Origin of the sequence: Tenacibaculum todarodis, assembly GCF_001889045.1 — a bacterium.
Classification (GTDB): Bacteria; Bacteroidota; Bacteroidia; order Flavobacteriales; family Flavobacteriaceae; genus Polaribacter; species Polaribacter todarodis.
In genome coordinates, this window is the sequence record NZ_CP018155.1 from 2,575,180 (window position 1) to 2,600,255 (window position 25,076).

The 25,076-nt window shown below is 31.5% G+C and carries 21 protein-coding genes; 12 read left to right on the top strand and 9 right to left on the bottom strand.

Annotated features, from left to right (window positions below; all coding sequences use genetic code 11):
- Positions 1 to 48 precede the first annotated feature (48 nt).
- Entirely contained in the window at positions 49 to 309 is a 261-nt protein-coding gene (locus LPB136_RS11755; protein WP_072556510.1) for a DUF2024 family protein, read from the bottom strand.
- A 2-nt stretch (positions 310 to 311) separates the two neighbouring features.
- Positions 312 to 545 carry a thioredoxin family protein gene (locus LPB136_RS11760; protein WP_072556511.1) on the bottom strand — a complete coding sequence of 78 codons (234 nt, stop codon included), beginning with the start codon at positions 543 to 545 and terminating at the stop codon, positions 312 to 314.
- A gap of 238 nt (positions 546 to 783) precedes the next feature.
- Here LPB136_RS11760 and aspS point away from each other — a divergent pair, with 238 nt between their 5' ends.
- Entirely contained in the window at positions 784 to 2,538 is a 1,755-nt protein-coding gene (gene aspS, locus LPB136_RS11765) for an aspartate--tRNA ligase (protein WP_072556512.1), read from the top strand.
- A gap of 136 nt (positions 2,539 to 2,674) precedes the next feature.
- Positions 2,675 to 3,379, top strand: a complete 705-nt coding sequence (locus LPB136_RS11770) for a DUF6503 family protein (RefSeq protein WP_072556513.1) — start codon at positions 2,675 to 2,677, stop codon at positions 3,377 to 3,379.
- A gap of 59 nt (positions 3,380 to 3,438) precedes the next feature.
- On the opposite strand, the gene LPB136_RS11775 is transcribed toward LPB136_RS11770, so the two are convergent.
- A complete protein-coding gene (locus LPB136_RS11775) occupies positions 3,439 to 4,935 on the bottom strand; it encodes a YfcC family protein (RefSeq protein ID WP_072556514.1) in 1,497 nt (498 codons plus the stop codon).
- A gap of 81 nt (positions 4,936 to 5,016) precedes the next feature.
- Between LPB136_RS11775 and LPB136_RS11780 the strand changes: the two genes are divergently transcribed.
- Positions 5,017 to 6,792: a chloride channel protein gene (locus LPB136_RS11780; protein WP_072556515.1), complete on the top strand. Its 1,776-nt coding sequence runs from the start codon at positions 5,017 to 5,019 to the stop codon at positions 6,790 to 6,792.
- A gap of 147 nt (positions 6,793 to 6,939) precedes the next feature.
- On the opposite strand, the gene glpQ is transcribed toward LPB136_RS11780, so the two are convergent.
- Complete coding sequence (glpQ, locus tag LPB136_RS11785; protein ID WP_072556516.1) at positions 6,940 to 7,914, bottom strand: glycerophosphodiester phosphodiesterase; 975 nt, start codon at positions 7,912 to 7,914, stop codon at positions 6,940 to 6,942.
- Between the two features lie 122 nt (positions 7,915 to 8,036).
- Between glpQ and LPB136_RS11790 the strand changes: the two genes are divergently transcribed.
- Positions 8,037 to 8,273, top strand: a complete 237-nt coding sequence (locus LPB136_RS11790; protein WP_072556517.1) for a hypothetical protein — start codon at positions 8,037 to 8,039, stop codon at positions 8,271 to 8,273.
- A 60-nt stretch (positions 8,274 to 8,333) separates the two neighbouring features.
- Here the strand turns inward: LPB136_RS11790 and LPB136_RS11795 are convergent, their stop codons facing one another.
- Entirely contained in the window at positions 8,334 to 11,216 is a 2,883-nt protein-coding gene (locus LPB136_RS11795; protein ID WP_072556518.1) for a TonB-dependent receptor, read from the bottom strand.
- Between the two features lie 180 nt (positions 11,217 to 11,396).
- Here LPB136_RS11795 and LPB136_RS11800 point away from each other — a divergent pair, with 180 nt between their 5' ends.
- Both LPB136_RS11800 and serS read left to right on the top strand, forming a co-directional pair.
- Positions 11,397 to 12,329, top strand: a complete 933-nt coding sequence (locus tag LPB136_RS11800) for a bifunctional riboflavin kinase/FAD synthetase (protein WP_072556519.1) — start codon at positions 11,397 to 11,399, stop codon at positions 12,327 to 12,329.
- Positions 12,330 to 12,525: 196 nt separating this feature from the next.
- Positions 12,526 to 13,800 carry a serine--tRNA ligase gene (gene serS, locus LPB136_RS11805; RefSeq protein ID WP_072556520.1) on the top strand — a complete coding sequence of 425 codons (1,275 nt, stop codon included), beginning with the start codon at positions 12,526 to 12,528 and terminating at the stop codon, positions 13,798 to 13,800.
- Positions 13,801 to 13,900: 100 nt separating this feature from the next.
- Here the strand turns inward: serS and LPB136_RS14085 are convergent, their stop codons facing one another.
- Positions 13,901 to 14,044, bottom strand: a complete 144-nt coding sequence (locus LPB136_RS14085) for a hypothetical protein (protein WP_204218334.1) — start codon at positions 14,042 to 14,044, stop codon at positions 13,901 to 13,903.
- Between the two features lie 173 nt (positions 14,045 to 14,217).
- Here LPB136_RS14085 and LPB136_RS11810 point away from each other — a divergent pair, with 173 nt between their 5' ends.
- The 5 genes from LPB136_RS11810 to mgtE all read left to right on the top strand — a co-directional run bounded on the left by LPB136_RS11810 (position 14,218) and on the right by mgtE (position 18,851).
- A complete protein-coding gene (locus LPB136_RS11810) occupies positions 14,218 to 15,936 on the top strand; it encodes a tetratricopeptide repeat protein (protein ID WP_237267390.1) in 1,719 nt (572 codons plus the stop codon).
- Positions 15,937 to 16,029: 93 nt separating this feature from the next.
- Entirely contained in the window at positions 16,030 to 16,359 is a 330-nt protein-coding gene (locus LPB136_RS11815) for a DUF4286 family protein (RefSeq protein WP_072556522.1), read from the top strand.
- 15 nt (positions 16,360 to 16,374) lie between these two features.
- A complete protein-coding gene (locus tag LPB136_RS11820) occupies positions 16,375 to 16,584 on the top strand; it encodes a hypothetical protein (RefSeq protein WP_072556523.1) in 210 nt (69 codons plus the stop codon).
- 65 nt (positions 16,585 to 16,649) lie between these two features.
- On the top strand, positions 16,650 to 17,456 hold the full coding sequence (gene rsmA, locus LPB136_RS11825) for a 16S rRNA (adenine(1518)-N(6)/adenine(1519)-N(6))-dimethyltransferase RsmA (RefSeq protein ID WP_072556524.1): 807 nt from the start codon (positions 16,650 to 16,652) through the stop codon (positions 17,454 to 17,456).
- A gap of 45 nt (positions 17,457 to 17,501) precedes the next feature.
- Entirely contained in the window at positions 17,502 to 18,851 is a 1,350-nt protein-coding gene (mgtE, locus tag LPB136_RS11830) for a magnesium transporter (protein WP_072556525.1), read from the top strand.
- A 311-nt stretch (positions 18,852 to 19,162) separates the two neighbouring features.
- Here the strand turns inward: mgtE and LPB136_RS11835 are convergent, their stop codons facing one another.
- From LPB136_RS11835 to LPB136_RS11845, 3 genes are all read right to left on the bottom strand, one after another.
- Positions 19,163 to 19,840, bottom strand: coding sequence for a response regulator transcription factor (locus tag LPB136_RS11835; RefSeq protein ID WP_072556526.1), 678 nt, complete (start codon positions 19,838 to 19,840; stop codon positions 19,163 to 19,165).
- Positions 19,830 to 21,773 carry a tetratricopeptide repeat-containing sensor histidine kinase gene (locus tag LPB136_RS11840; RefSeq protein WP_158009637.1) on the bottom strand — a complete coding sequence of 648 codons (1,944 nt, stop codon included), beginning with the start codon at positions 21,771 to 21,773 and terminating at the stop codon, positions 19,830 to 19,832. The genes LPB136_RS11835 and LPB136_RS11840 overlap by 11 nt, the downstream gene beginning before the upstream one ends.
- Positions 21,774 to 21,848: 75 nt before the next feature.
- Positions 21,849 to 22,376, bottom strand: a complete 528-nt coding sequence (locus LPB136_RS11845; protein ID WP_072556528.1) for an RNA methyltransferase — start codon at positions 22,374 to 22,376, stop codon at positions 21,849 to 21,851.
- An 87-nt stretch (positions 22,377 to 22,463) separates the two neighbouring features.
- On the opposite strand from LPB136_RS11845, the gene mutS reads away from it, so the two are divergent.
- Entirely contained in the window at positions 22,464 to 25,073 is a 2,610-nt protein-coding gene (mutS, locus tag LPB136_RS11850) for a DNA mismatch repair protein MutS (RefSeq protein ID WP_072556529.1), read from the top strand.
- The last annotated feature ends 3 nt before the right edge of the window (positions 25,074 to 25,076 follow it).

Consider the following 25,076-nt stretch of genomic DNA (forward strand, 5'->3'; position numbering starts at 1 on the left):
GCCTATCAACTTTAAAGTTGATAGGCAAAGTTAGTAATCCTAATTATATTAATTGCAATTTTCCATTTCAATAATGTAAAATCCTTCTTTATTAATAGAATCGATTACTTTCTTGGGGGCTTCTTCAATATGACAAAACCTACATTTTTTTGTACTAAGATTAGTTTGTTGTACTTTTTTTAGTGTTAAATACTCTTTTCCATATTTGTAAACATCATTAACCGAAGTGTTTGTTTCAACCAAAATATCAAAATGCATTAGCGCCCCACAATCTTTTTTAACATACGTATCGTAAACAGAAACTTTCATTATTAACCTCTTACATCTGCCATAGATGCACCAAAATTAATATGCAATACATTTCCGTTTGGCGTTACCAATGCAGGCACAGATTTAACACCTGCATTTTCTGCGGTATCTAATTTACTTCGGTCTTCTCCAAGATTAACTATTTCTACGTTAGATTCTCCAACAAGTGTAACAATGTCGTGTTCTGCACTAATACAAACAGGGCATCCTGCGTGATAAAAAATTGATTTTTTCATGTTATATAAATTTGAATTATTATGATACAAATATAGTAAGGATTCCTAACTAAAAAAAATATTATTTAGTTTTTTTAAATTTGAAGCAAAAAGTTTAAATAAGATTCTACCAACAAATGAGTTTCTTAATTACTTAATATTCTTAGGTTTTGTTTAAATTTGCAGCTTTAGAATCGGAAATAAACTCCGAGAACAGTTTTAGGAAATTCCGCTTTGCGGAAGCAAATTTTGAAGAGAAATGTATAGAAGTCATTCTTGTGGCGAATTAAGAGCGTCACACATAAATAACGAAGTTACTTTATCAGGTTGGGTACAAAAAAGCCGCGATAAGGGTTTTATGATTTGGGTAGATTTACGTGATAGATACGGAATTACACAATTAATTTTTGATGAAGAACGCACTCCAAAAGAAATGATGGAAAAGGCGAAATCTTTAGGAAGAGAATTTGTTGTTCAAGTAACCGGAACTGTTATTGAGCGTGAATCTAAAAACGCAAAAATAGCTACTGGAGATGTTGAGGTATTGGTTTCTAAATTAGAGATTTTAAACCAAGCAAAATTACCGCCGTTTACTATTGAAGATGAAACGGATGGAGGTGAAGATATTAGAATGAAATACAGGTATTTAGATATTAGAAGAAATCCTGTTAAAGACAGTTTAATCTTCCGTTCTAAGGTTTCTATGGAAGTTAGAAAATACTTGACAGATAAAGGTTTTATTGATGTTGAAACACCATATTTAATTAAATCTACGCCAGAAGGAGCACGTGATTTTGTGGTGCCTTCACGTATGAATTCGGGTCAGTTTTACGCATTACCACAATCGCCACAAACCTTTAAACAACTGTTAATGGTTGGTGGAATGGATAAATATTTTCAGATTGTAAAATGTTTTAGAGATGAAGACTTAAGAGCTGACAGACAACCAGAATTTACACAAATTGACTGTGAGATGGCGTTTGTTGAGCAAGAAGATATTTTAGAAATTTTTGAAGGGTTAACACGTCACTTATTAAAGGAAGTGAATAATGTTGAGGTGGATAAATTCCCAAGAATGTTATATGATGATGCTATGCGTTTGTATGGAAATGATAAACCAGATATTCGTTTTGGAATGGAGTTTGGCGAGTTAAACGCAGCTACACAACATAAAGATTTTGGAGTTTTTAATTCGGCTGAGTTGGTTGTTGGTATTGCTGTTCCTGGCGGAAATGCATACACAAGAAAAGAAATAGACAATATTATTAAGTGGGTAAAACGACCTCAAGTTGGTGCTTTAGGAATGATTTACGCACGTGTTAACGAAGACGGAACATTCAAATCTTCTGTAGATAAATTCTACGATCAAGAAGATTTAGCAAAATGGGCAGAAATTACAGGTGCAAAACCTGGAGATTTAGTGTGTGTTTTATCTGGAGATACAAATAAAGTAAGAGCGCAAATGTCTGCTTTAAGAATGGAATTGGCAGAACGTTTAGGTTTGAGAGATCCTAAAGTATTTGCTCCGCTTTGGGTAATAGATTTTCCATTGTTAGAATTAGACGAAGAAACTGGACATTATCATGCAATGCACCATCCATTTACATCACCAAAACCAGGACAATTAGAATTATTAGACACTAATCCTGGAGATGTAAAAGCAAACGCGTACGATTTAGTTTTAAACGGAAACGAAATTGGTGGAGGTTCTATAAGAATTCACGATAAAGAAACACAAGCCATAATGTTTAAACATTTAGGTTTTACAGAACAAGAAGCAAAAGAACAATTTGGTTTCTTAATGGATGCTTTTGAATACGGAGCGCCACCACACGGAGGTTTAGCTTTTGGATTGGATAGATTAGTTGCTATTTTAGGTGGTCAAGAAACTATTAGAGACTTTATTGCTTTTCCTAAAAATAACTCAGGTAGAGATGTTATGATTGATGCGCCAGCAGTTTTAGATAATACACAATTAAAAGAATTGAGCCTTCAGTTAGCTATTGAAGAATAACACTTGTCATTCCTGCGAAGGCAGGAATCTTGTTTATAATTGTTCTGTTTTATATAGAGATTCTTCCTTTGCAGGAATAACAGATAAATCAAAATCCCAATCTTTTTAGGTTGGGATTTTTTAGTATTTTTATAGAATGAAAAAATTAATCACAGTTTTATTTTTAGCATTCGCTTTTCAAGGAGTTTCACAAGAACTTACAGGAGAACAATTAGTAGAAAAAGCAATTGAATACCACGATCCAAATGGAAATTGGAACACTTTTAATGGCGAACTTTTTGTTTCTATGAAAACACCAAAAAGCGGTGAGAGAAAAAGTCAAATTAAAATTAATCTTCCGCAGGAATACTTTTATGTAAAAGCATCAAGAGGAGAAAATACTACAGAATATACGGTTGAAAAAGAAAACTGTACTATTGGTTTTAATGGAGAAACTCCTTCTGAAGAAATTAAAAAGGAAAACAAATTAAGTTGCGAACGCGCAAATATGTATAAAAATTATTACACGTATTTGTATGGTTTACCAATGAAGTTAAAAGACAACGGAACTATAATTCACCCAAAAACGGAACGTAAAACCTTTAAAGGAAAGGAATACTTGGTTTTAAAAGTATCCTATGAAAAAGAAGTTGGTAAAGATACTTGGTACTTTTATTTTAATCCGAAGAACTACGGAATGGAAATCTATCAGTTTTTTAAAGATGAATCTAAAAACGATGGAGAATATATTTTATTAACCGAAGAAGAAACGATTAACGATATAAAGTTTCCGAAGAATAGAGCTTGGTATTATAACAAAGATGATGGTTATTTAGGAACCGATTTTTTGAGTAAGAAATAAGGAATTAAAAGAGATAATAAAAAAATCCGTTCTAAAACTTAGAACGGATTTTTTGTGTTTTATAAATATACTTGAATCGTTAAAACTATCATTGTAAAAATGGTAAGTATTAATACTAAAGGCAATACAAATTTCAACCATTTGTCGTAACCAATTTTTACAATTGCTAAAGAGGCTAATATTAATCCGGTTGGATTGATAAATGCAAATAAACCCATTCCGTATTGATACGCGTTTACAATAACTTCTCTACCAACGCCAACAGTATCTGCTAATGGAGACATAATTGGCATTGTTAAAACTGCCATTCCAGAAGAACTTGGAATAAAAAATGACAAACCAGAATAGATAAATAGCATGGCGTTTGCAAAAATTCCTTTAGACATACCTTCGGTAATTGTACTTGCGTTGTATAAAAGTGTATCGCTAATTAATCCGTTTTCCATAATTACGGAAACACCTCTTGCAATACCAATAATAAAGGCGACACTTAATAAATCTGTAGCTCCTTTTATAAATGTATTTACAAATGCAGTTTCTTTAATTTTAGCTAAAATTCCTATTATAATTGACCCAACTAAAAAGACAGCAGTCATTTCTTCAAACCACCAACCTAAGCTAGAAACGCCATAAATCATTACTACAAAGCAAAGCGCAAAAATTACTAAGATTAAACGTAAACGACCATTCAATTTTTGATTAGAGTCTGTAGAGCTTCCAAATAAATTCTCAATCATTTCTTTTTGATCAAAAATGATAGATTTCGATGCGTCTTTTTGAACCTTATTAGCATATCGAATAATGTAAATTAAGCAGATTACAACACCACCAATTAACATTAATAATCTTCCTGTAAAGCCTGTTGTCCAATTTATTCCTGCGGAATCAGAAGCAATAATTACACTAAACGGATTTACAGTTGAACACATTGTGCCAATACTAGAACCAATGTAAATACAAGCTAACGCTACAATAGCGTCGTATTTTGCGGCGAGAAAAACGGGAATTAAAATAGGGTAGAAAGCAATGGTTTCTTCCGCCAAACCAAAAGTTGTTCCACCTAGAGCAACCAATGTTGTAACCACAATAATCAACCAATATTCTCGTCCTTTTAAAGAGGAAGCTAAACTTGCAATTCCGGCATCAAAAGCTCCTGAAAAGTTCATAATTGCTATCATTCCACCTAAAATTAAAACAAATAGAATAATATCAGACGAAGCTATAATTCCTTTAATTGGTGCTTTTATTAAATCGATAAAACCTTGCGAATTAGCTTCTAATTGGTTGTAGGTTCCAGGAATACTAATGGGTTTGTATATTCCGCCTGAAACAAATTTTTCTAACGGAATTTTAATATTCAAACTCTCTAATGTTTCTTGCGTTCCAGGTAAGTTTTCTGTTACTTCTAAATGTGTTTTTACAAATTGCTTTGTATCTGAATTATATTTTAAAGTATCATACTTACCTGCAGGTACAAGCCACGTTAACAACGTAACAGCAGCAGTAATTATTAGTAGAATAGTATGTGGCGTTGGAAGTGATAATTTTTTAAGCATAAAAATATTTTATAACGATAAAAGTAAATAAAAGATTTTATAGAATGTTAATTTACCGCTTGTAAGTTTATATTTGCATAGATGTTATCAATTAAAAGCATATTTAGAAAAATTCTTATTTGGAGATATAAACATATTTCTGAACATCAATTTATGTATGTTTTAAGTATTTTGGTTGGTTTTTTAGCTGGTTTAGGAACCTTAGTTTTAAAGAACTTAACCTTCTTTTTTCAAGATGTTTTAGAAGGAAATTTAATTAAAGAATACCATTACTCTTTGTACTTTATATTTCCAATTATTGGATTATTTCTAGTGTTTTACATCAAAAAATACGTTATAAAAAAAGAAATTGGTCATGGTATTTCTACAACCTTACATTCCATTTCTAAACGCAGCGGAATTATAGAAAAGTATAAAATTTATGCATCTTTAATTACTGCGCCAATTACGGTAGGTTTTGGAGGTTCGGCCGGTTTACAAGGTCCAGCAGTTAGTACAGGAGCTGCTTTAGGTTCTACAGTAGCGCAACTGTTTCACATGAATACCAAAACTAGAATGTTATTAATTGGTTGTGCAACTGCAGGAGCAATGTCTTCCATGTTTAAAGCGCCCGTTGCTGCCATTATTTTTGCAGTAGAAATCTTTAGTTTAGATTTGGCTTTTGCAAGTTTGGTTCCATTACTATTAGCATCGGTTTCCGCAGTAGTAACTTCGTATTTTTTCTTAGGAAAGGATGTTTTATTAGGTGTAGATTTACAAGAAGGCTTTGCCATACAAGATATATTGTTTTATGTTTTATTAGGTGTAGGAACAGGTATTGCATCTGTTTATTTTTCTAGAATATATTTTAAAATCACACACTTTTTTGAACGCTTTAAAAACCCATTTCACAGATTAGTTTTTGGTGGAATTGTAATTGGGTTGTTGTTATTTTTAATTCCACCTTTATACGGTGAAGGTTACGGATTAATAAATAATTTACTAGAAGGTAATGCCGTTGCTGCCTTAGAAGATATTCCGTACGACATAGATTTCTCTAACGTTTGGATGGTTATTATTTTCCTGTTAATAGTTACATTGTTTAAAGCAATTGCAATGACAACAACGTTTGCAGCTGGTGGAGTTGGAGGTATTTTCATTCCAACTTTGGTAATGGGAAGTGCACTTGGAAACGTATTTGCAAAAATTATCAATCAATTTGGCTTTAATGTTTCTGAAACCAATTTTACCTTAATTGGTATGACAGGATTAATGGCAGGAGTTTTACACGCGCCTTTAACCGCCATTTTTTTAATAGCAGAAATTACGGGCGGTTACGATTTATTTGTACCATTAATGTTAGTAGCTGCAATATCTTTTGCACTTACTAAGTACTTTGTTTCTAACTCAATTTACACCGTAGAATTAGCTAAGAAAGGAGAACTTATTACACATAATAAAGATAAAAACGTATTAATGATGATGCGTTTAGAAACCTTAATAGAAACTAATTTTAAAGCAGTGCATCCAGAAATGAAACTTGGAGAAATGCTTAAAAAAGCGGTTGCAAATTCCACTAGAAATATTTTTCCAGTTATAGATAAAGACCAACAATTTTTAGGAATTGTCTTGTTAGATGATATTAGACCTGTAATGTTTGAGCAAGAAATGTACAACAGTTTAACTGTAGAAACCTTAATGAAAAGTGCGCCAGCAATCATTAACTATAACGATTCTCCAGAAAAAGTAATGCGAAAATTTAAGCAAAGCGATGCCTGGAATTTACCTGTCTTAAAAGGGAATAAGTATGTTGGCTTTATATCAAAATCGAAGCTATTAACAGCCTATAGAAATAAATTGATAGAAGTAACAAGTTAGTTTTTTAAGAAGCTATTTCCTGCTTTCGCTACTCGATTTTTTCGTTCCTCAAAAGAGCTCAAACAATTAGCTTGTCTTGAGCGAAGTCGAAAGGCTCAATCAGGGCTAAACTTGTTTGTTAACTAATTGTTATTGCTAGGCACTAAGCTATCTCTTATTTAAAAAAGAAACCATTTTATCAGGAAAATCTGTAAACCCGCCATCAGCATTCGCTTCAAAAAGAATTGTTTGCACCATTTCATCAAAAGAAGAAAACTCGTCTAAAGCATCTGCTCTAAACGTATATGGATGTACAACTAAATCTAATTTATGAGCATCAGAAACCAAAGAAGTAAACGTCCATTTATCATCAACTTTTTTATCTAAAATTTGTTTGTACCAAGGCCCAATTCCATTTGCGTAGGTTGCAAAATGGTTCAATTGTTTTGTTTCTTCAGGAAACTCTATAAGTTGTACTAAGAATAATTCAGACTTATACTTTTTTCTTATTTTTTCTAATTCTTTGGCGTCAAAACATTGTAAAATACAGGTATCTTTTTTGTTTTTGTAGCCATAATCAGAAAGTATATTTAAAACTATTTTAGAAATATCTTTCCCTTCAGAAAGATGAAAAGCAGGGTTTTTAATTTCAGGATATATTCCAATATTTTTTTCAGTAGAAAAATTTAAACCCTGTATCAATTCAATTTCTTCTTGTAAAGAATGTAATTTAAAATTTCCTTTCCTTTTCGGAAAACGATTTTTATAAACTTGTTCGCCAGTTTTTGGATTAAAACGCTCACTAACTTGTAGTGTTTTTAGTTCTTCAAATGTAAAATCAATAACATAAAACCGATTGTCTTTTCTTTTTTTATTGGGAAATTTTAAAGCAACATCAGTTACATCATCTAAATAAATATCATGAATAACGATTGGAATATTATCTTTACTTAACACCAAATCTTGCTCAAGATAGTCAGGATTCATAGCAAAAGCCATTGCTTTAGAAGCTAGCGTATGTTCAGGTAAATAACCTGATGCACCACGATGTGCAATTACAGTTTTTGGTGTCATATCCTTTTTCTCTTTAGGTTGTTTACAAGAACAAATTAACAATAATGCTAAAAGTAATTTTATTTTCATGATCTAAAAGTATAACTTTTGTAGCTTTGCAATATGAAACCCATAATGGGTATTTAACAAATTAATATCAATTCAAATTGATTAATTTTTTGAATAACAATTTACTTTAATTTTTTAAATAGATGAAAACAGTATTAAAAATTTTATTTGTCATTTTTATTCTTTGGATGTGTACAGGTTTTTATTTAATAAAAACCGAACATGAAAAAGCGCAAATTGTAATGGGTTTAGGAGTATTCTTTTTATCGTTTATTCTAATGCCTTTGTTTATTTACTATCGTTATAGAGATAATAAATACAAGAAATACATTCTAAACGATCAGAAAATCAAAGAATGGATTGATAATAGCAATAAATAAAATCACAAAAAAAAGGCTTCATTTTAAAATGAAGCCTTTTTAATTTATAAAAATGTACTCTTAGTTATTAATTGTCCAAGAAACAAAGTATTGAGAACCGATAGCTCCAACACCTGGTGCACTAAAGTATTCTTTACCGCCAATATTAGCAGCTCCTACTTTTAATACAGATTTCCAAGAAGGGATTCTATAGTTAATTTGTGCATCAACTACAGTTCTAGCATCTACAACACCATCATAGAAAGAAGATTCCCATAAGAATTCATCTTGCCATCTTACGTTTACGTTAAAACCTAAGTTTTCAATTACACTTGTTTTACCAAATTGTAATTTTACTTTGTGCTCTGGAGTGTTAAATCCAGCTTCAAAATCAGAAGCTTCATCAATATTAAGTTTAGAGTATGTATAGTTTAAACCTAGGTCAAAACCGTTTAATACTTTTGTATTTAAACCAATTGTAGCTCCGTAAGAACTAACATCTTCTTCTGAGTTACTATCTAAAGCTACACCTTTAAAATCGCCATTTTGTAAAGCAATTAGTGAAATTGGTGTATTAACAGGAACTGGAGATCCAACTATAGGAGCTAAATCTACTTGGTCTGCTAATGTAACACTACCATATAATGGAGCTACAACATTTTGAGAAGCAATAAAATCTTTATAGTTGTTATAATACACGTTTAAATCTACTGTAACACCTTCTATAATACCTCTATAACCAACTTCAAAAGCAGTTACATGTTCTGGTTTTACAAACTCTACGTCAGATTTAACTAAGTCAGCAGGGTTCCCACTATCAGAAAATGTTTCAACAGAAGACGCAGTCCAAGAGTTTTCATAAGCCATTCTACCTGTTAATGTACCAGTTGCTCCAATAGAAGAACCAGTTGTTCCATTAATATAACCTGCTAAACCAGCAGGAATACCTAAATTAAATGGATTAGAAGTAAATCTATCAATATTATCTGGAGCCGTACCTAATAAAATACCACTACCTGCATCTAAACCAATGTATTGATCTTGTGTAGTTGGATTTCTAAAACCAGTTTGTACAGAAGCTCTAAAGTTATGGTTTTTATCCTCACCAGCAGCATACGCCAATGATAAACGAGGAGAAACGTTTCCATCAAAATTTTGAGCTTTGTCATAACGAGCAGAAGCTGTAATTTTTAAACGGTCGTCCAATACTTTCTTTTGTAATTGTGTATATACACCGTATTCATCATAATCAATAGTACCATCATAATCTGTAAATAGTGTACCGTTAGAGTTTAAAATATATTTTCTATAAGAAGCACCAACTTGTATTTCTGCCCAATCGATGTAATCTTGTAAGTTTAAGTTAGCATCTGCATGGTATAACTTTGTTTTTTCTTCAAACTTTGAGCCAGTAATCAGAGAAGGGTCTAGTTTAACTGTATTAAAAGCCTTTGAAAAACCTGCAGTACCAGGAATTAATCTCCCTGTATCTGCAACAGATCTTGAAACAGAGTGAGCTACATCTGCGTTTCCAGCAGGAACACCAGGAATAGCACCCGCAATTGCTTGCGCATAAGTACCTACATATTGTCCAAACCAATTTGAATCAGATTTCCATCTTCTATTAATGTTAATTGCTGCAAAACGAGAATCATAGGAATCTCCAGCATCTTCAGAAGTAACGTAACCACGTACCATAAAACTTTTTCCTTTAAATTCTAATTTATGTTGCTCCATAAAGAAATTTTGAAGATTGTATCTATTTTGCCCTTGATAAATAGTACTACCAATACCAAATTTTGAATTCCAAATAATCTCTAAACGATCATTACCCCAAGGTCTATAATGTAAAGAAGTACCAAGTTTAACACTTTTAGCTTCATTAGTAATCATATCTACATCATTATAACCAGTTCTACTAACCGCTTGGTTAGGTATAAACGGTAGTAACGCTGCTGGTAATACATTTGCATCTACTAAAGATTGACCTACCGAAGCCATGTTTGTTGAAACTTCATCTCCATACACGTTTAAACCGTTATAGTTAGGATTTGTAGAATGATCTAGAGATGTCATGTCTGTTTCATCTCTATAATCAGTTGCATGCCATTCTTCTCCTTTTAAGAAAGATAAACTAGCTTTAGCAGCAAACTTGTCATCAAAAGCATATGCCATTCTAATACTTGAATCGTAAAAATTGTTGTCTCCAGCAGCTTTTTGACTAGTAATTCCAGTTTTAAATACAAAGCTAATTCCTGCATCATCAAAAGGATTTTTACTTGTCATAAACATAATACCGTTAAAAGCATTTGCTCCATATAATGCAGAAGACGCACCTGGTAATAACTCTACTGTTTTTACATCTAATTCTGATAAACCTAATAAATTACCTAAAGCAAAGTTTAAACCTGGAGAAGAATTATCCATACCATCTACTAATTGCATAAAACGTTCGTTTGCAAACGTTGCAAAACCACGTGTATTTACCGATTTAAACGTTAAACTACTAGAGTTAATGTCTACCCCTTTTAAGTTTTCTAATCCATCATAAAATGAAGGAGAAGAAGTGTTTCTAATTGCTCTAACATCCATTCTTTCAACAGTAACTGGAGACTCCATAATACGTTCTGGAGTTCTAGAAGCAGAAATTACAACTTCATCTAAAGCTGTTGCATTCTCTTTTAAAGTAACTGTAACAACTTGGTTGTTTTTAGTTATTTCAACAGAACTTGTTTGGAATCCAATAGAAGAAACTTCTAATGTAAAAGGCGGAGTGTCCGTAACTTTTAATGTAAACTTACCATCAAAATCTGTAGATGTTCCAACAGCTTTTCTAGCAACTTTAATGTTAGCGCCAGGTAAAGGACCTGTGGCATCACTAACAACTCCTGTAATAGTAGTCTGTGCAAACATTGCAGCACTACCAAAAAGGACAAATGCAATCAATAATAATTTTTTCATCATAATGTTTAATAATTTGTTAACTATTGCGCAAAATACAATTTTTTTTCATTTATGAAATATTTAAGACATTATTTTGTTTTTTTAACAGTTTTGATGAGCTATTTTTATTAGAATGATAGATTGATAATAAATGCATATTATCCTTTTTAGTTGTATTTTTGTAGAAAATATACTCCGAATTTGGAAATTATCCATTCAGTTTTTGATTATAAACCTACCCAAAAAACCTTTGTAACTATTGGTACTTTTGATGGTGTGCATATTGGCCATCAGAAAATTATTGAGAACTTAGTTGCAGAGGCTAAAGAAAAAGGGCACAAATCTGTTGTGTTAACTTTTTTTCCGCATCCAAGAATGGTGTTACAAAAGGATGTTTCAATAGAACTTATTAATTCTATTGATGAACGTGCTAAACTTTTAGAAAAAACTGGGTTAGATTGTTTAATTATTCATCCGTTTAGTAAAGAGTTTTCTCGTTTAACGGCGTTAGATTTTGTGCGTGATGTGTTGGTAAATCAGCTTAATATTTCTAAGCTAGTTATTGGGTACGATCATCATTTTGGGAAAAATAGAGAAGGAAATATAACACAACTTACAGAATATAGCCATTTGTATAATTTTACGGTTGAAGAAATTCCGGCTCAAGATATAGATTCGGTTTCGGTGAGTTCTACAAAAATAAGAAAAGCGTTAGCTAGCGGAAACCTTAAAACGGCAAATAAATATTTAGGACATAACTTTTCAATCTTCGGAAAGGTAGTAAACGGAAAGCAATTAGGTGGTAAAATAGGTTTTCCTACAGCGAATATTAGTGTTGCTGAAAATTATAAATTAATACCTAAAACGGGTGTTTATGTTGTAAAGTCGTTATTAGATAATAAAATTGTTTTTGGTATGATGAATATTGGAACAAGACCAACCGTAAACGGAATACACCAAACAATTGAAGTCCATTTTTTTGATTTCAACCAAGATTTGTACGGCAAAAATTTAACTATAGAACTGCTTTACTTTTTGCGTGATGAACAAAAATTTGACTCCGTTGAAACGTTAATTCTTCAACTTAAAAAAGACGAAGAAACTTCTCTATTATACATTAAGGACAATTTTTAGAGTAGCTCGGTTCGCGTTAAGGATTGCAGTGGAAAGCCCACAGTGAGGAACGAACGAGGACTTGTAACGAAAAGCCTGACCCTTGTGGTAACGCCCAAAAAATAATTCTAAAATTCAGAAACACCTTTTTATTTTTAATTTGGTGGTAAAACAGCGTTACAATTTCTATCTTTGCTTTCTTAAAATTTGAACAAAAATGTTACAAGTACAATTTATTAGAGACCACAAACAAACGGTTTTAGACGGATTAGCAAAGCGTAATTTTGCAAATGCCGAACAAATTATTAATGCTGTTTTAACTGCTGATGAAACTCGTAGAGCAACGCAAGTTTCTCTAGACAACGTGTTGGCAGAATCTAATAAATTATCGAAAGAAATTGGAGGTTTTTTTAAGTCTGGCGAAGTGCAAAAAGCGAACTTATTAAAAGAAAAAACGAGTCTTTTAAAAGAGCAATCTAAAGAGTTTACGGAGACATTAAATACAGTTTCTGAAGAGTTACAAGAGTTATTGTATCAGATTCCGAATGTGCCACATGCTTCTGTAAAAGCTGGTAAAAGTGAAGCCGATAACGAAGAAGTTTATAAAGAGGGAACAATACCTGATTTAGGAGAAAATGCGTTGCCACATTGGGAATTGGCTAAGAAATACGACATAATCGATTTTGAACTTGGAACTAAAATTACGGGAGCAGGTTTTCCTGTTTATAAAGGAAAAGGAGCAAGATTACAACGTGCATTAATCAACTATTTTTTAGATAAAAACATAAAAGCGGGTTATACAGAAGTACAAGTTCCGCATTTAGTAAATACGGCATCTGCAACTGCAACTGGACAATTACCAGATAAAGAAGGGCAAATGTACCATACGGAAGTAGATGATTTATATTTAATACCAACTGCCGAAGTTCCAATAACAAATATGTTTAGAGGAGATTTAAAGCAAGAAAACGATTTACCAATTTCGGTAACAGGTTACACACCTTGTTTTCGTAGAGAAGCGGGAAGTTACGGAGCGCATGTTCGTGGATTAAATCGTTTGCATCAATTTGATAAAGTAGAAATTGTACGTGTTGAGCGTCCAGAAAATTCTTACCAAGCCTTAAACGGAATGGTAGAACATATTAAAGATATTTTACGTGAGTTAAAATTACCGTACAGAATTTTACGTTTGTGTGGTGGAGATACTGGTTTTACTTCAGCATTAACATTTGATTTTGAACTGTATTCTACAGCGCAAGAGCGTTGGTTGGAAATAAGTTCTGCGTCTAATTTTGAAACTTTTCAGGCAAATAGATTAAAGCTTCGTTATAAAAATAAAGAAGGAAAAACGCAATTAGTACATACTTTAAATGGTAGTTCTTTAGCGTTGCCAAGAGTTTTAGCGGGGATTTTAGAAAATTATCAAACAGCAGACGGAATTAAAATCCCTGAGGTTTTAGTGCCTTATTGTGGGTTCTCTATTATTGAGTAAACAGTATTCAGTTGCAGTTTACAGTCAGTTTGTAACTGCAAACTGCAACTGATGACTGCAACTTTCCCCTTTGGGGAAATGTCCGAAGGACAAAGGGGATTTAGTTAGCTACAATAGCAACCATTAATTGCTTGTATTTTTTCATTTCTAAAAGTGCGTTGAAATAAGCAGATATTTGTCCGTTTTTCATAAACTCTATTGAATTTCTCTTAGCGGTTTCGTATTGTTTGGTTAGATTTTTCATAATTCTAAATTGTTAGTTATAGTATACAAAAGACAATTTCCATGCCAAAATGTTACAAGTGTTTTTAAAAACGGAGTTGTTTTAGTAGAAATTTAACATTTTTGTTACCTATCTTTGATTTAATGATGAAACGATTTTTAATACTTTTTTTCCTGGTAATTAGCCAAGTAGTATTGGCGCAATCCGACTATCCGTTGGCCGAAAATTATTATCGAAATAATGAATATGAAAAAGCACTTCAGATTTATCAAAAATTAGTAGACAAAAGTCCGTATAACACAACTTATATACAAAGATTGGTAGATTGTTATCAAGAATTGAATAGGTTTTCTTCAGTAGATAGTTTGTTAACTTTAAAACAAAAGAAAAATAAAAAACTTACTTTTTACAATGTTTTGTTGGGTTATAATTATGAAAGACAACAACAGCCAGAAAAAGCAATAAAACTATATAAAAAGGCCATAAAATCTATTGATAAAAATGCAAATTATGGGACAACAATAGCTAATTTATTAAAGAATTACAATCAGTTAGATTTAGCAATTGAAGCGTACAATGCTACTGCTAAAAAAAGGCCAAAATCCAGTTATGGATTTCAAATTGCCCAGATTTATGGAGAAAAAGGAGATTTTCCTAAAATGTTTGAATCGTATATAGATTTAGTTGATAAAATTCCGAGTAGATTAAAAACGGTAAAAAGATATACAGCACAATATATTACAGATGATAGCGAAAGCGAAATTAACATAGCCTTTAAAAAAGCATTGTTGCGTAAATCTGCTAGTAACCCAAAAGCAATTTGGAACAGCTTATTAAGTTGGTTATTTGTACAACAAAAAGAATATAATAAAGCTTTAATTCAAGAAAAAGCATTGTATGCAAGAGATGCAGATGAATTAGCTAGTATTGTAAATTTAGGAGAAATTGCATTTTTTAATAATGATTTTGAAACTGCTCAAAAGAGTTTCGAATTTATTCTTGACAAAACCAATTATCCAGATGAAAAAGTAAATGCACATTTGTATTTATTGAAAATTGCAATTAAGCAAGAAGTACCAAAAATTGAAGACAAGTTTGAAACCGTTTTTAGCGAATTTGGAAAGAATGAAAACACGCTTCCTATTCAAGTTGAATATGCAAATTATGTAACGTTCGTAAAAAATGAACCAGAAAATGCACAAGAAATTTTAGAAGAAGCAATGAGTTATGCTAAATCTAAATTTCAACAAGCACGTATAAAATTGAAGTTAGGTGATGTGTTAGTTTTTACAGGGAAGTTTAACCAAGCTTTAATTTATTACACTCAAATACAAAGTAAATTAAAAAGTCATCCTTTAGCGCAACAAGCGCGTTTTAAAGTGGCGCAAACAAGTTACTTTAAAGGCGATTTTGCCTGGGCAAAAGCACAGCTAAAAGTGTTAAAAGGTTCTGCAACACAATTAATTGCTAATGATGCAGTAGCTTTGTTTTTAACCATTTCAGACAATGAACCTAAAGATTCAATTCCGTCTGGATTAAAACAGATTGCGCAATCAGATTTGTTTAGTTTTCAGAATAAAAATGCAGAAGCATTAGCAGTTTTAGAAGAAGTATTTGTAGATTTTGGAGGACAACCAATAGAATACGAAGCCTTGTTTAAAAAAGGGAAACTATTAGTAAAACTAAAAAAATACGATGAAGCTATTTTAACTTTTGCAGAAGTAGTAGCAAATGATGCAGAAGGTATTTATAATGATGACGTGTATTATGAAGTAGCAGAATTGTTCAATAAATTAAATAAGCCCGAAAAAGCTCAAGAATACTATCAAAAGATTATTTTTGAACATCCAAGTAGTATTTATTTGGTTGATGCTCGTAAGAAATTCAGAAAATTACGCGGCGACGATATTTAGTCGGCAATTTTTTAGTAAGCAGTATTCAGTAACAGTTCGCAAGTCGAGAACTAAACAAATAAACGCATAAACATTAAACTATTACTCAGTAAAATGTACATATACAACGTAACAATAAATATAGACGAAAGTGTTCACCAAGAATGGTTGCAGTGGATTCAAAATCATATTGCAGAAGTTTTGGATACTGGTAAATTTTTATCCGCTAAATTAACACAGGTTTTGGTTGATGAAGAAATGGGCGGTGCAACATATTCTGTTCAATACACAGCAGCTACAAGAGAAGATTTGGATGCATATTATAATGAACATGCAGACAAACTTCGTGGAGACGGATTTAAAAAGTTTGCCGATAAAATGTTAGCTTTTAGAACCGAATTAAAAATAATTAACGAGTATTTTCCAACAGCTGTAAGTAATTAATTTTTTAGAGAATAGATGCCAGAATCAAGAAAAAAGCCAAGTATTTTGTTATATAATAATAGAAAATTAATAGCATCAATTGGAGTGCTTTTTATAATTATTGGCCTTATAACGGCTTATTTTTATTGGGGTATTGAGCCTCACGAAACAATTAGTGGAGCACTTTGTGGTTTTGGACTTATGATAAGTATTATTTTCTTTACATTAAAAAAACCAATTAATTAATTTTTGGAGTTAATCAACAAGGTAATATTTCTTGTTTCTTACCTCTTTATTCTTGAATCTATTTTATGACTGTAAAAGCAAAAAAACATTTAGGACAACATTTTCTTACTGATGAAGATATTGCAAAAAAAATTGCAGATGCTTTAATTGGAGATAATTATAATAATGTGTTAGAAATTGGTCCAGGAATGGGTGTTTTAACAAAGTATTTGTTAGAAAAAAAACCAAAAGTAACTGTTATGGAACTCGACCGAGAATCTGTAGCGTATTTAAATGATACTTTCCCTTTAGAACATATAAAATTAGATACAACTTCAGATAAATTTAAAATAATTGAAGGCGATTTCTTAAAGAAAAATTTAACCGAGGTTTTTAACCAAGAACAAGTAGCTATTATTGGTAATTTTCCATACAATATTTCTACGCAAATTGTATTTAAAGCAATTGAAAATAGAGAATTTGTGCCAGAATTTGCTGGAATGTTTCAGAAAGAAGTAGCTATGAGAATTGCAGAAAAAGAAGGCTCTAAAGTCTACGGAATTCTATCAGTATTAACACAAGCATTTTTTGATGTTGAATATTTATTTACCGTTCCGCCAACGGTTTTTAATCCGCCACCAAAGGTAGATTCTGGCGTTATTCGATTAATCAGAAAAGAAGATTATTCACTTCCAGTTGATGAAAAATTATTCTTTAGAGTTGTAAAAACGGCATTTCAGCAACGTAGAAAAATGTTGCGTTCAAGTTTAAAATCTTTCAATCTTACGGATTCTTTAAAAGAAGAGCCTATATTTGCGCAGCGTCCAGAACAATTATCTGTAAATCAGTTTATAGAATTAACAAAAAAATTGTCTGAATTAAGTGCAGAATAATAATATATAAGAACACATCTCAATTATCGAGAAAAACAGCTAATCATGGCATTTGAAATTTCAGATCTATTTCTAGAAAATCTTACAAACCTTATCTTAAATAAGGATGATAAAGCAATAGCAACCTTATTTGAAGAAGTCCATTTTGCAGATATTGCAGAGGTTTTAGATGAAGTAAGTTTTGAGGAAGCCATTTATATTATTAAGCTTTTAGATAGCGAAAAAACATCTGAAATTCTTACCGAACTAGAGGATGATATACGTGAAAAAATTCTAGAAAATTTATCTGCAAAAGAAATTGCCGAAGAGGTAGAAGAGATGGATTCTGATGATGCTGCTGATATTATTGGTGAACTATCAGAAGAACGTCAAGAACGTGTTATAAATGCTTTAGAAGACGATGAATTAGCCGCAGATATTAAAGAATTATTGTCTTATGAAGATAATACGGCAGGTGCTTTAATGGCAAAAGAGCTGGTAAAAGTCTATGAAACTTGGACCGTTGCTGGTTGTATGCGCAGAATTAGAGGACAAGCAAAAGAAGTAACAAGAGTCCACTCTATTTACGTAGTAGATAAAGAAGAAAAGTTGGTTGGTAGATTGTCTTTAAAAGACTTAATTATAGCCAAATCTGACCAAAAAATTGCTGACATCTCAAAATCTAAAGTAGATGCAGTAAATGTAAACGAAGATGATGAGGAAGTTGCCAAAATCATGGCAAAATACGATTTAGAAGCCATTCCTGTTGTAGATGAAAACAACGTATTACTCGGTAGAATTACCATTGATGATATTGTAGACGTTTTAAAAGAAGAAGCTGACAAAGATTACCAAATGGCGGCAGGTTTAACACAAGACGTAGATTCAGACGATAGTATTTTACAATTAACCAAAGCACGTTTGCCTTGGTTATTTTTAGGTTTATTAGGCGGAATTGGCGCTTTTTTAATCATGGAAGGTTTTCACGGAGTATTTGCAAAATATGCGGCATTATTTTTCTTTACGCCTTTAATTGCAGCAATGGCAGGTAATGTTGGTGTACAATCTTCTGCAATTATTGTGCAAGGTTTAGCAAATGATGATGTAAAAGGAAGTGTAAATAGCAGGCTGATAAAAGAAATGTTCCTAGCACTTTTAAACGGTGTAATTTTAGCTTTGTTTTTATTCGTTTTTGTTTGGATTATTAAAGGAAAAGTAGACCTTGCTTTAGCAGTTTCCGTCTCATTAGTCGCCGTAATTGTCATAGCCGGTTTAATAGGAACCTTTGTGCCTTTATTTTTAAACAAACGCGGTATTGATCCAGCAATAGCAACAGGTCCATTTATCACTACTTCTAACGATATCTTCGGAATTCTTATCTATTTTATGATTGCAAAAATGATTTTAGGAATATAATATTGTCATCTTGAGCGTAGTCGAAAGGTTCTGAAGCTATTTCCTGCTTTTCACTATATCTTTTTTGAGAAAAACAAAAAAGGATGCCGCTTCAATCAGGGCTAAACCTGTTTGCTAACGTTCTTTCATTTACGAGAAGTTGGTGTATAAAAAAAGCTGTCTTTTCAGACAGCCTAACTTTTTCTTTTAGCATTAAGAGTATCATCCCCTACAGTAACACTCTTAATTATTTTTTGTCAAAAGTACTATTACTTTAAGGTAGTTTTTTTGTAAAAACCACAATTAAAAATGTGGGTTTCCGAAAAAAGGAGTTAATCTATAATGCCTAATTCTTTGGCTTTTAGCACTAAATCTGTATTATTATTAGCGTTTAAATCAATTCTAAGAGAAGATAACTTATTCTCAATTGAACGAAGTTTTAAAGGTGTTCCGTTGTTTTTTGTTATTAATCCTTCTAAATTATTAATTTTTGGATGTTTGGGTAATTCTTTTAAAATTTGAATAGCAACATCATCCATTTGAATTTGAATAATGTTTCTACGCATAATTTTTTGATGAATTTCATGCGTATAATAATAATCGTTAGTTAACATTTTCTGAATAGCAAAACCAATTTCTTTAGCATCGCATTTACTTTTTAATAAATACGCATTTGGGTTTAAGTTGCTAATAACATTATAAACTCTATTGGTTTCTGTGTGGCCAGTAATAACAGCTATTTTAATATCAAATTCATTATTTTTAATAGCTTTTATTAATTCTTCACCACCGTCTAAATTTGTTTCTTCAGTAGCATTGTCAAAACTTAAATCTGTAAATAATAAATGAAAAGGGTTGCTGGTTTGGTGTGTTTTTATCAACTGAAAAGCATCGTCGCAATTATTAGTTGTAACCACATCAAAATCGCCTACTTCTTTTAAGGAACATAAAATTCCTTGAATTACAAGTTGATGATCATCTGCAATTAAAATTCTTATTTTAGTTTCCATTTTTAGGGATTTCAATTTTTATAGTTGTTCCTTTTTCTAATTTACTTTCAATAGTAAAAATACCATTAATTTCTTCTGTACGTTCTTTTATGTTTTTTAAGCCAATTCCGTTTTTCTTATCATCAACATTAAAACCTTTTCCGTTATCAGAAATAGTTAAAAAAACAGCTTTTTTTGTTTCATTAAAACGTAAAGTTATATTTTTTGCAGCTGCGTGTTTTTTTGCATTTTGAATGCTTTCTCTTATTATTAAAAATAAGGTTCTTTTAATAGCGTTATTAATGTTTTTCCAATCTACACTATTTATTTTCTCTGCTTTAATTCTAAGGTCAATATCAAAAAAATCTGATATTAAATTCACTATTTGATCTTTAAAAACCACTTCATTAAAGCTTTCACTACTTAATTGATGCGATAAATTTCGTACTTTTTCATTAATTACATCTAACTTTTCAGTTTCCTCTAACAGGTTTGTTTTTGCAAGTTTTAGGTGTAACATTCTTAAATCTCCAGCAACTTCATCATGTAAAGATTTTGCAATTTCCTGACGTTCTTTTTCACGTACTTCTACTTGTAATAACTTTGCTTCAAATAGTAGTTTTTTTCTTCTGCTTGTAGCAATGTAAACGCCAAAAACAATAATAAGAAAACCAACACCAGCTAATAACCAACCAATTGTTTTAAATTGTCTTTCTGTTTTTATCTGTAGTTCGTGTTTTTCGTTCTCTTGCTTTAAACTAGTGTTTTCTTTATCCTTTTTTTCAGTTTCGTATCTAACTTTTGCAAATTGGTTTTTTAAATTTCTTTCTTTAGTAAGTAAACTGTCGCTTAATTTTATATATTCTTCTAAATACTTCTTAGCGGTTTGCTCATTAGTAAGCTCCGATAAAATTTTTAAGCACCCTAAAACTTGTTCATTGTTTCTTGTTTTTTTTCCTAGTTCTAAACCTGTTTTAGCGTGTTTCCTTGCCAATTCATATTGTTGGTTTTTTAAGTACGCTTCAGCTAAAAGACCATGTGAAACACTTTGTGCATATAAATTTTTAGTTTTTATTCTGCTTTTTAAAACTGTTTTATAGCCTTCTATTGCTTTTTTTATTTTTCCTTGCCTAAAAGATATAGAAGATAAATTTCCTAAAAGGTTTTGGTATTGTGTAGGGTGTTTTGTTTCTATACTATCAAAATTTAACCCTTCTTTAAATAGAGATGCTGCTTTTTTAAACTGTCTTTCATCTTTAAATGTTATTCCAATATTGCTTAATAGGTTAAGGTAGTTTCTTTCTCTTCTATGTTTTACAGAATTAAACTTAACAATTTCCTGTGCTTTTATGTAATAACTTCTTGCTTCTTTAGGTTTTTTTAAATGACCTAAAGCGTTTCCTAAGGTTTGATATAAAGAAATTAAAGTTCTATATTCTTTAGTGGGTTCTATGTATTTTAAACCTTCAATGGTGGTAATTTGACAACCTAAATAGTCTAATTCTTTTACTTGAAGAATAGCCATAGATAGTAACCTTCGCCCTATTTCAATAGAATCTTTTAGAGCTATAGAAACATTTTTTGATTTATGGTGATAATAAAAAGTACTATCTAAATTATTTTTTATTTTATGATTTAAAGCTTCTAGATGGTATGCCTTTGCTAGAGAAAAAGAATCTTTCTTAACTTGAAAGTGTTTTAGTAATTTGTTTGTAGAAAATGTTAACCCTAAAGTGTCTTTGGCAAAATAACTATGTTTTGCGTACTCAAGACTTGTCTGCTTTATAAGAGAATCTATTTTTAAATCTTCAGAAAGCAGTACCGCTCTTTTTAAATATGAAAATTTGTCTGCTCCTTTGGCGTTTTTTAAATAGAAAGCAATAGAATCTTGTTGTTTTTGTGAAAAAACAATAAATACAGAAAAAAATAAAAATAGAAAGAGGGTTTTTTTCATAGGGTAAAAACGTATTAATTTCATACAGTTTTTATCCTCATAAAAATAGTTATTTCATTCTTAAAAAAAAAGTTTCTACATCATTTTTTGAAACAAGTCCCAAAGCACAACACCTGTAGTTACAGAAATATTTAAAGAATGTTTTGTACCCAATTGCGGAATTTCAATACAACCATCAGCAGAAGAAACCACTTCTTGTTGTACACCTTTTACTTCATTTCCCATTACAATTGCATACTTCTGATTTTTTTCTGGAGTAAAATCATTCAGTTTTGTGCTGTTTTCCGCTTGTTCAATAGCTAAAACTTTAATGTTTGAATCTTTTAATTTTTGAATAACAGAAAGCGTGTCTTCAGCATATTCCCAGTCAACAGATTCTGTTGCACCCAAAGCGGTTCTATGAATGTCTTTATTTGGCGGAGTTGCAGTAATTCCGCAGAGATAAATTTTTTCAATCAAAAAAGCATCCGAAGTTCTAAAAACAGAACCTACATTGTTTAAGCTTCTAATATTGTCTAAGACAACAATTATAGGTGTTTTTTTAACAGCTTTAAATTCGTCAACTGTAATTCTACCAAGTTCATTATTCTTAAGTTTTCTCATATTTGTGGATAAATTAACTGCTTACTGAAAACTGAAAACTGCCTACTTTTCATATCTTCGCAAAACTAACTGAAAATTTCCGAAAACTTGGCAAAAGCGAAACCAAAAAAGGTAACTCCTTTAATGAAACAATACAATGCAATCAAGAATAAATATCCTGATGCAATGTTGCTATTTCGTGTTGGAGATTTTTATGAAACCTTTGGAGAAGACGCCAAAAAAGCGGCGCAAGTTTTAGGAATTACATTAACTAAACGTGGTGCAGGTAGCGATAGTGAAACGGCTTTAGCGGGTTTTCCTCATCATTCTTTAAATACGTATTTGCCAAAGTTGGTAAAGTCGGGTTTACGTGTTGCAATTTGCGATCAGTTAGAAGATCCAAAAATGACCAAAACCATTGTAAAACGTGGTGTTACAGAACTAGTAACTCCTGGGGTTTCGTTAAATGACGAGGTTTTACAAAGTAAAACAAACAACTTTTTAGCGTCGGTTCATTTTGGTAAAAAATTACTTGGAGTTTCATTTTTAGATGTTTCAACAGGTGAGTTTTTAACAGCGCAAGGAAACGAAGAATATATAGATAAGTTGTTGCAAAATTTTAATCCAAGTGAAGTTTTGGTGCAAAAACAAAATAAGCAACGCTTTTTAGAATTATTTACAGATAGATTTCATACATTTTATTTAGAAGACTGGGTTTTTCAATCGGAATATGCGAATGAAACATTACAAAATCATTTTGAAGTAAAAAACTTGAAAGGTTTTGGTGTAGAAGAATTGAATTATGGAATTGTAGCTTCAGGCGCAATTTTATTTTATTTGTCAGAAACACAACATAAAAAATTATCACACATACAAACTATTGGTAGAATTGCCGAAGATAATTACGTGTGGATGGACCGTTTTACGGTCAGAAATTTAGAATTGTACAATCCAAATTCGGTAAATGCTGTTACGTTGTTAAATGTAATTGATAAAACTATTTCGCCAATGGGCGGACGTTTATTAAAACGTTGGTTGGCGCTTCCGTTAAAAGATATTGACGCCATAAAAAATCGCCATGAAATGGTCAAATTCTTTATAGATTCAGATGATTTTTTTGAGACTGTAAGCTATCAATTAAACCAAATTTCAGACATAGAACGTCTAATTTCTAAAGTTGCAACAGGTAAAGTTTCGCCAAGAGAAGTAGTGAATTTAAAGAATTCGCTCAAAGCAATTTTACCTATAAAAACTGCCGCTGAAAGCAGTAAAAATGTTGCTGTTCAACAAATCGGAAAAGCATTACACGAATGTGATGATTTAATTACCAAAATCACGGAGACTTTAGTTGAAGATGCTCCAGTAAATATCAATAAAGGAAATGCAATTGCCAACGGAGTTGTACAAGAATTAGACGATTTACGAGCTATTTCTAATTCTGGAAAAGAATATTTAGATAACATGCTAAAGCGAGAAACGGAACGAACTGGAATTACCAGTTTAAAAATTTCGTTTAACAATGTTTTTGGCTATTATATTGAAGTTAGAAACTCGCATAAAGATAAGGTTCCAGAAGAATGGATACGTAAACAAACCCTTGTAAATGCTGAGCGTTATATAACAGAAGAATTAAAAGAATACGAGACAAAAATATTAGGAGCTGAAGAGAAAATTCAAGCTTTAGAGCAAGAAATTTTTGCTAAACTGATTCAATATATTGTTGGTTTTGTAAAACCTGTGCAGCAAAATGCACAAAATATAGCGCAAATAGATTGCTTGTTATCATTCGCAAAATTAGCGATGGATAACAATTACGTGCGTCCAATGATGGATGAAAGTACTGATATTGAAATTAAAAATGGTCGTCACCCAGTAATTGAAAAGCAATTGCCAATTAGCGAAGATTATATTGCAAATGATGTTGTTTTAAATAGAAATCAGCAGCAAATAATTATGATTACGGGACCCAATATGTCGGGTAAATCGGCAATTTTACGTCAAACTGCATTAATTGTTTTGTTGGCACAAATGGGAAGTTATGTTCCGGCTCAAAATGCACGAATTGGTATTGTAGATAAGATTTTTACACGTGTTGGTGCAAGTGATAATATTTCTATGGGAGAATCTACTTTTATGGTAGAAATGAACGAAACAGCATCTATTCTAAACAATATTTCTCAACGTAGTTTGGTGTTGTTAGATGAAATTGGTCGTGGAACTTCTACTTATGACGGAATTTCAATTGCCTGGGCAATTTCTGAATATTTGCATGAACATCCGTCAAAAGCAAAAACCTTGTTTGCTACGCATTATCATGAGTTAAACGAAATGACAACTACTTTTGAGCGTATTAAAAACTTTAATGTTTCGGTAAAAGAATTAAAAGATTCTATTATTTTTCTTAGAAAATTAGTTGCCGGAGGAAGTAATCATAGTTTTGGAATTCATGTTGCAAAATTAGCAGGAATGCCAAGTATGGTAATTCATAGAGCTAATAAAATATTAAAGCAGTTAGAAGAAAACCATTCACATTCCGAAGTAAAAGAAACCCTAAAAGAGGTTCAGAATGAAGAAATGCAGATGAGCTTTTTTCAATTAGATGATCCGCTTTTAGAAGATATTAGAGAAGAAATTTTAGCAACTAATATAGATACATTAACGCCAATAGAAGCATTAATGAAGTTGAATGAGATTAAACGAATGTTGATTAAAAAGTAAGTA

Excerpts from the sequence above, each read along its gene's own strand:
- LPB136_RS11790 (WP_072556517.1), top strand. The coding sequence starts at position 8,037 with ATGAAAACAGTATTAAAAATTTTATTTGTCATTTTTATTCTTTGGATG.
- LPB136_RS14085 (WP_204218334.1), bottom strand. The coding sequence starts at position 14,044 with ATGAAAAATCTAACCAAACAATACGAAACCGCTAAGAGAAATTCAATA.
- LPB136_RS11770 (WP_072556513.1), top strand. The coding sequence starts at position 2,675 with ATGAAAAAATTAATCACAGTTTTATTTTTAGCATTCGCTTTTCAAGGA.
- LPB136_RS11775 (WP_072556514.1), bottom strand. The coding sequence starts at position 4,935 with ATGCTTAAAAAATTATCACTTCCAACGCCACATACTATTCTACTAATA.
- LPB136_RS11840 (WP_158009637.1), bottom strand. The coding sequence starts at position 21,773 with ATGAAAAAAACCCTCTTTCTATTTTTATTTTTTTCTGTATTTATTGTT.
- LPB136_RS11845 (WP_072556528.1), bottom strand. The coding sequence starts at position 22,376 with ATGAGAAAACTTAAGAATAATGAACTTGGTAGAATTACAGTTGACGAA.
- LPB136_RS11780 (WP_072556515.1), top strand. The coding sequence starts at position 5,017 with ATGTTATCAATTAAAAGCATATTTAGAAAAATTCTTATTTGGAGATAT.
- mgtE (WP_072556525.1), top strand. The coding sequence starts at position 17,502 with ATGGCATTTGAAATTTCAGATCTATTTCTAGAAAATCTTACAAACCTT.
- aspS (WP_072556512.1), top strand. The coding sequence starts at position 784 with ATGTATAGAAGTCATTCTTGTGGCGAATTAAGAGCGTCACACATAAAT.
- LPB136_RS11755 (WP_072556510.1), bottom strand. The coding sequence starts at position 309 with ATGAAAGTTTCTGTTTACGATACGTATGTTAAAAAAGATTGTGGGGCG.
- LPB136_RS11835 (WP_072556526.1), bottom strand. The coding sequence starts at position 19,840 with ATGGAAACTAAAATAAGAATTTTAATTGCAGATGATCATCAACTTGTA.
- glpQ (WP_072556516.1), bottom strand. The coding sequence starts at position 7,914 with ATGAAAATAAAATTACTTTTAGCATTATTGTTAATTTGTTCTTGTAAA.
- LPB136_RS11760 (WP_072556511.1), bottom strand. The coding sequence starts at position 545 with ATGAAAAAATCAATTTTTTATCACGCAGGATGCCCTGTTTGTATTAGT.
- rsmA (WP_072556524.1), top strand. The coding sequence starts at position 16,650 with ATGACTGTAAAAGCAAAAAAACATTTAGGACAACATTTTCTTACTGAT.
- LPB136_RS11820 (WP_072556523.1), top strand. The coding sequence starts at position 16,375 with ATGCCAGAATCAAGAAAAAAGCCAAGTATTTTGTTATATAATAATAGA.
- LPB136_RS11815 (WP_072556522.1), top strand. The coding sequence starts at position 16,030 with ATGTACATATACAACGTAACAATAAATATAGACGAAAGTGTTCACCAA.
- LPB136_RS11795 (WP_072556518.1), bottom strand. The coding sequence starts at position 11,216 with ATGATGAAAAAATTATTATTGATTGCATTTGTCCTTTTTGGTAGTGCT.
- serS (WP_072556520.1), top strand. The coding sequence starts at position 12,526 with ATGTTACAAGTACAATTTATTAGAGACCACAAACAAACGGTTTTAGAC.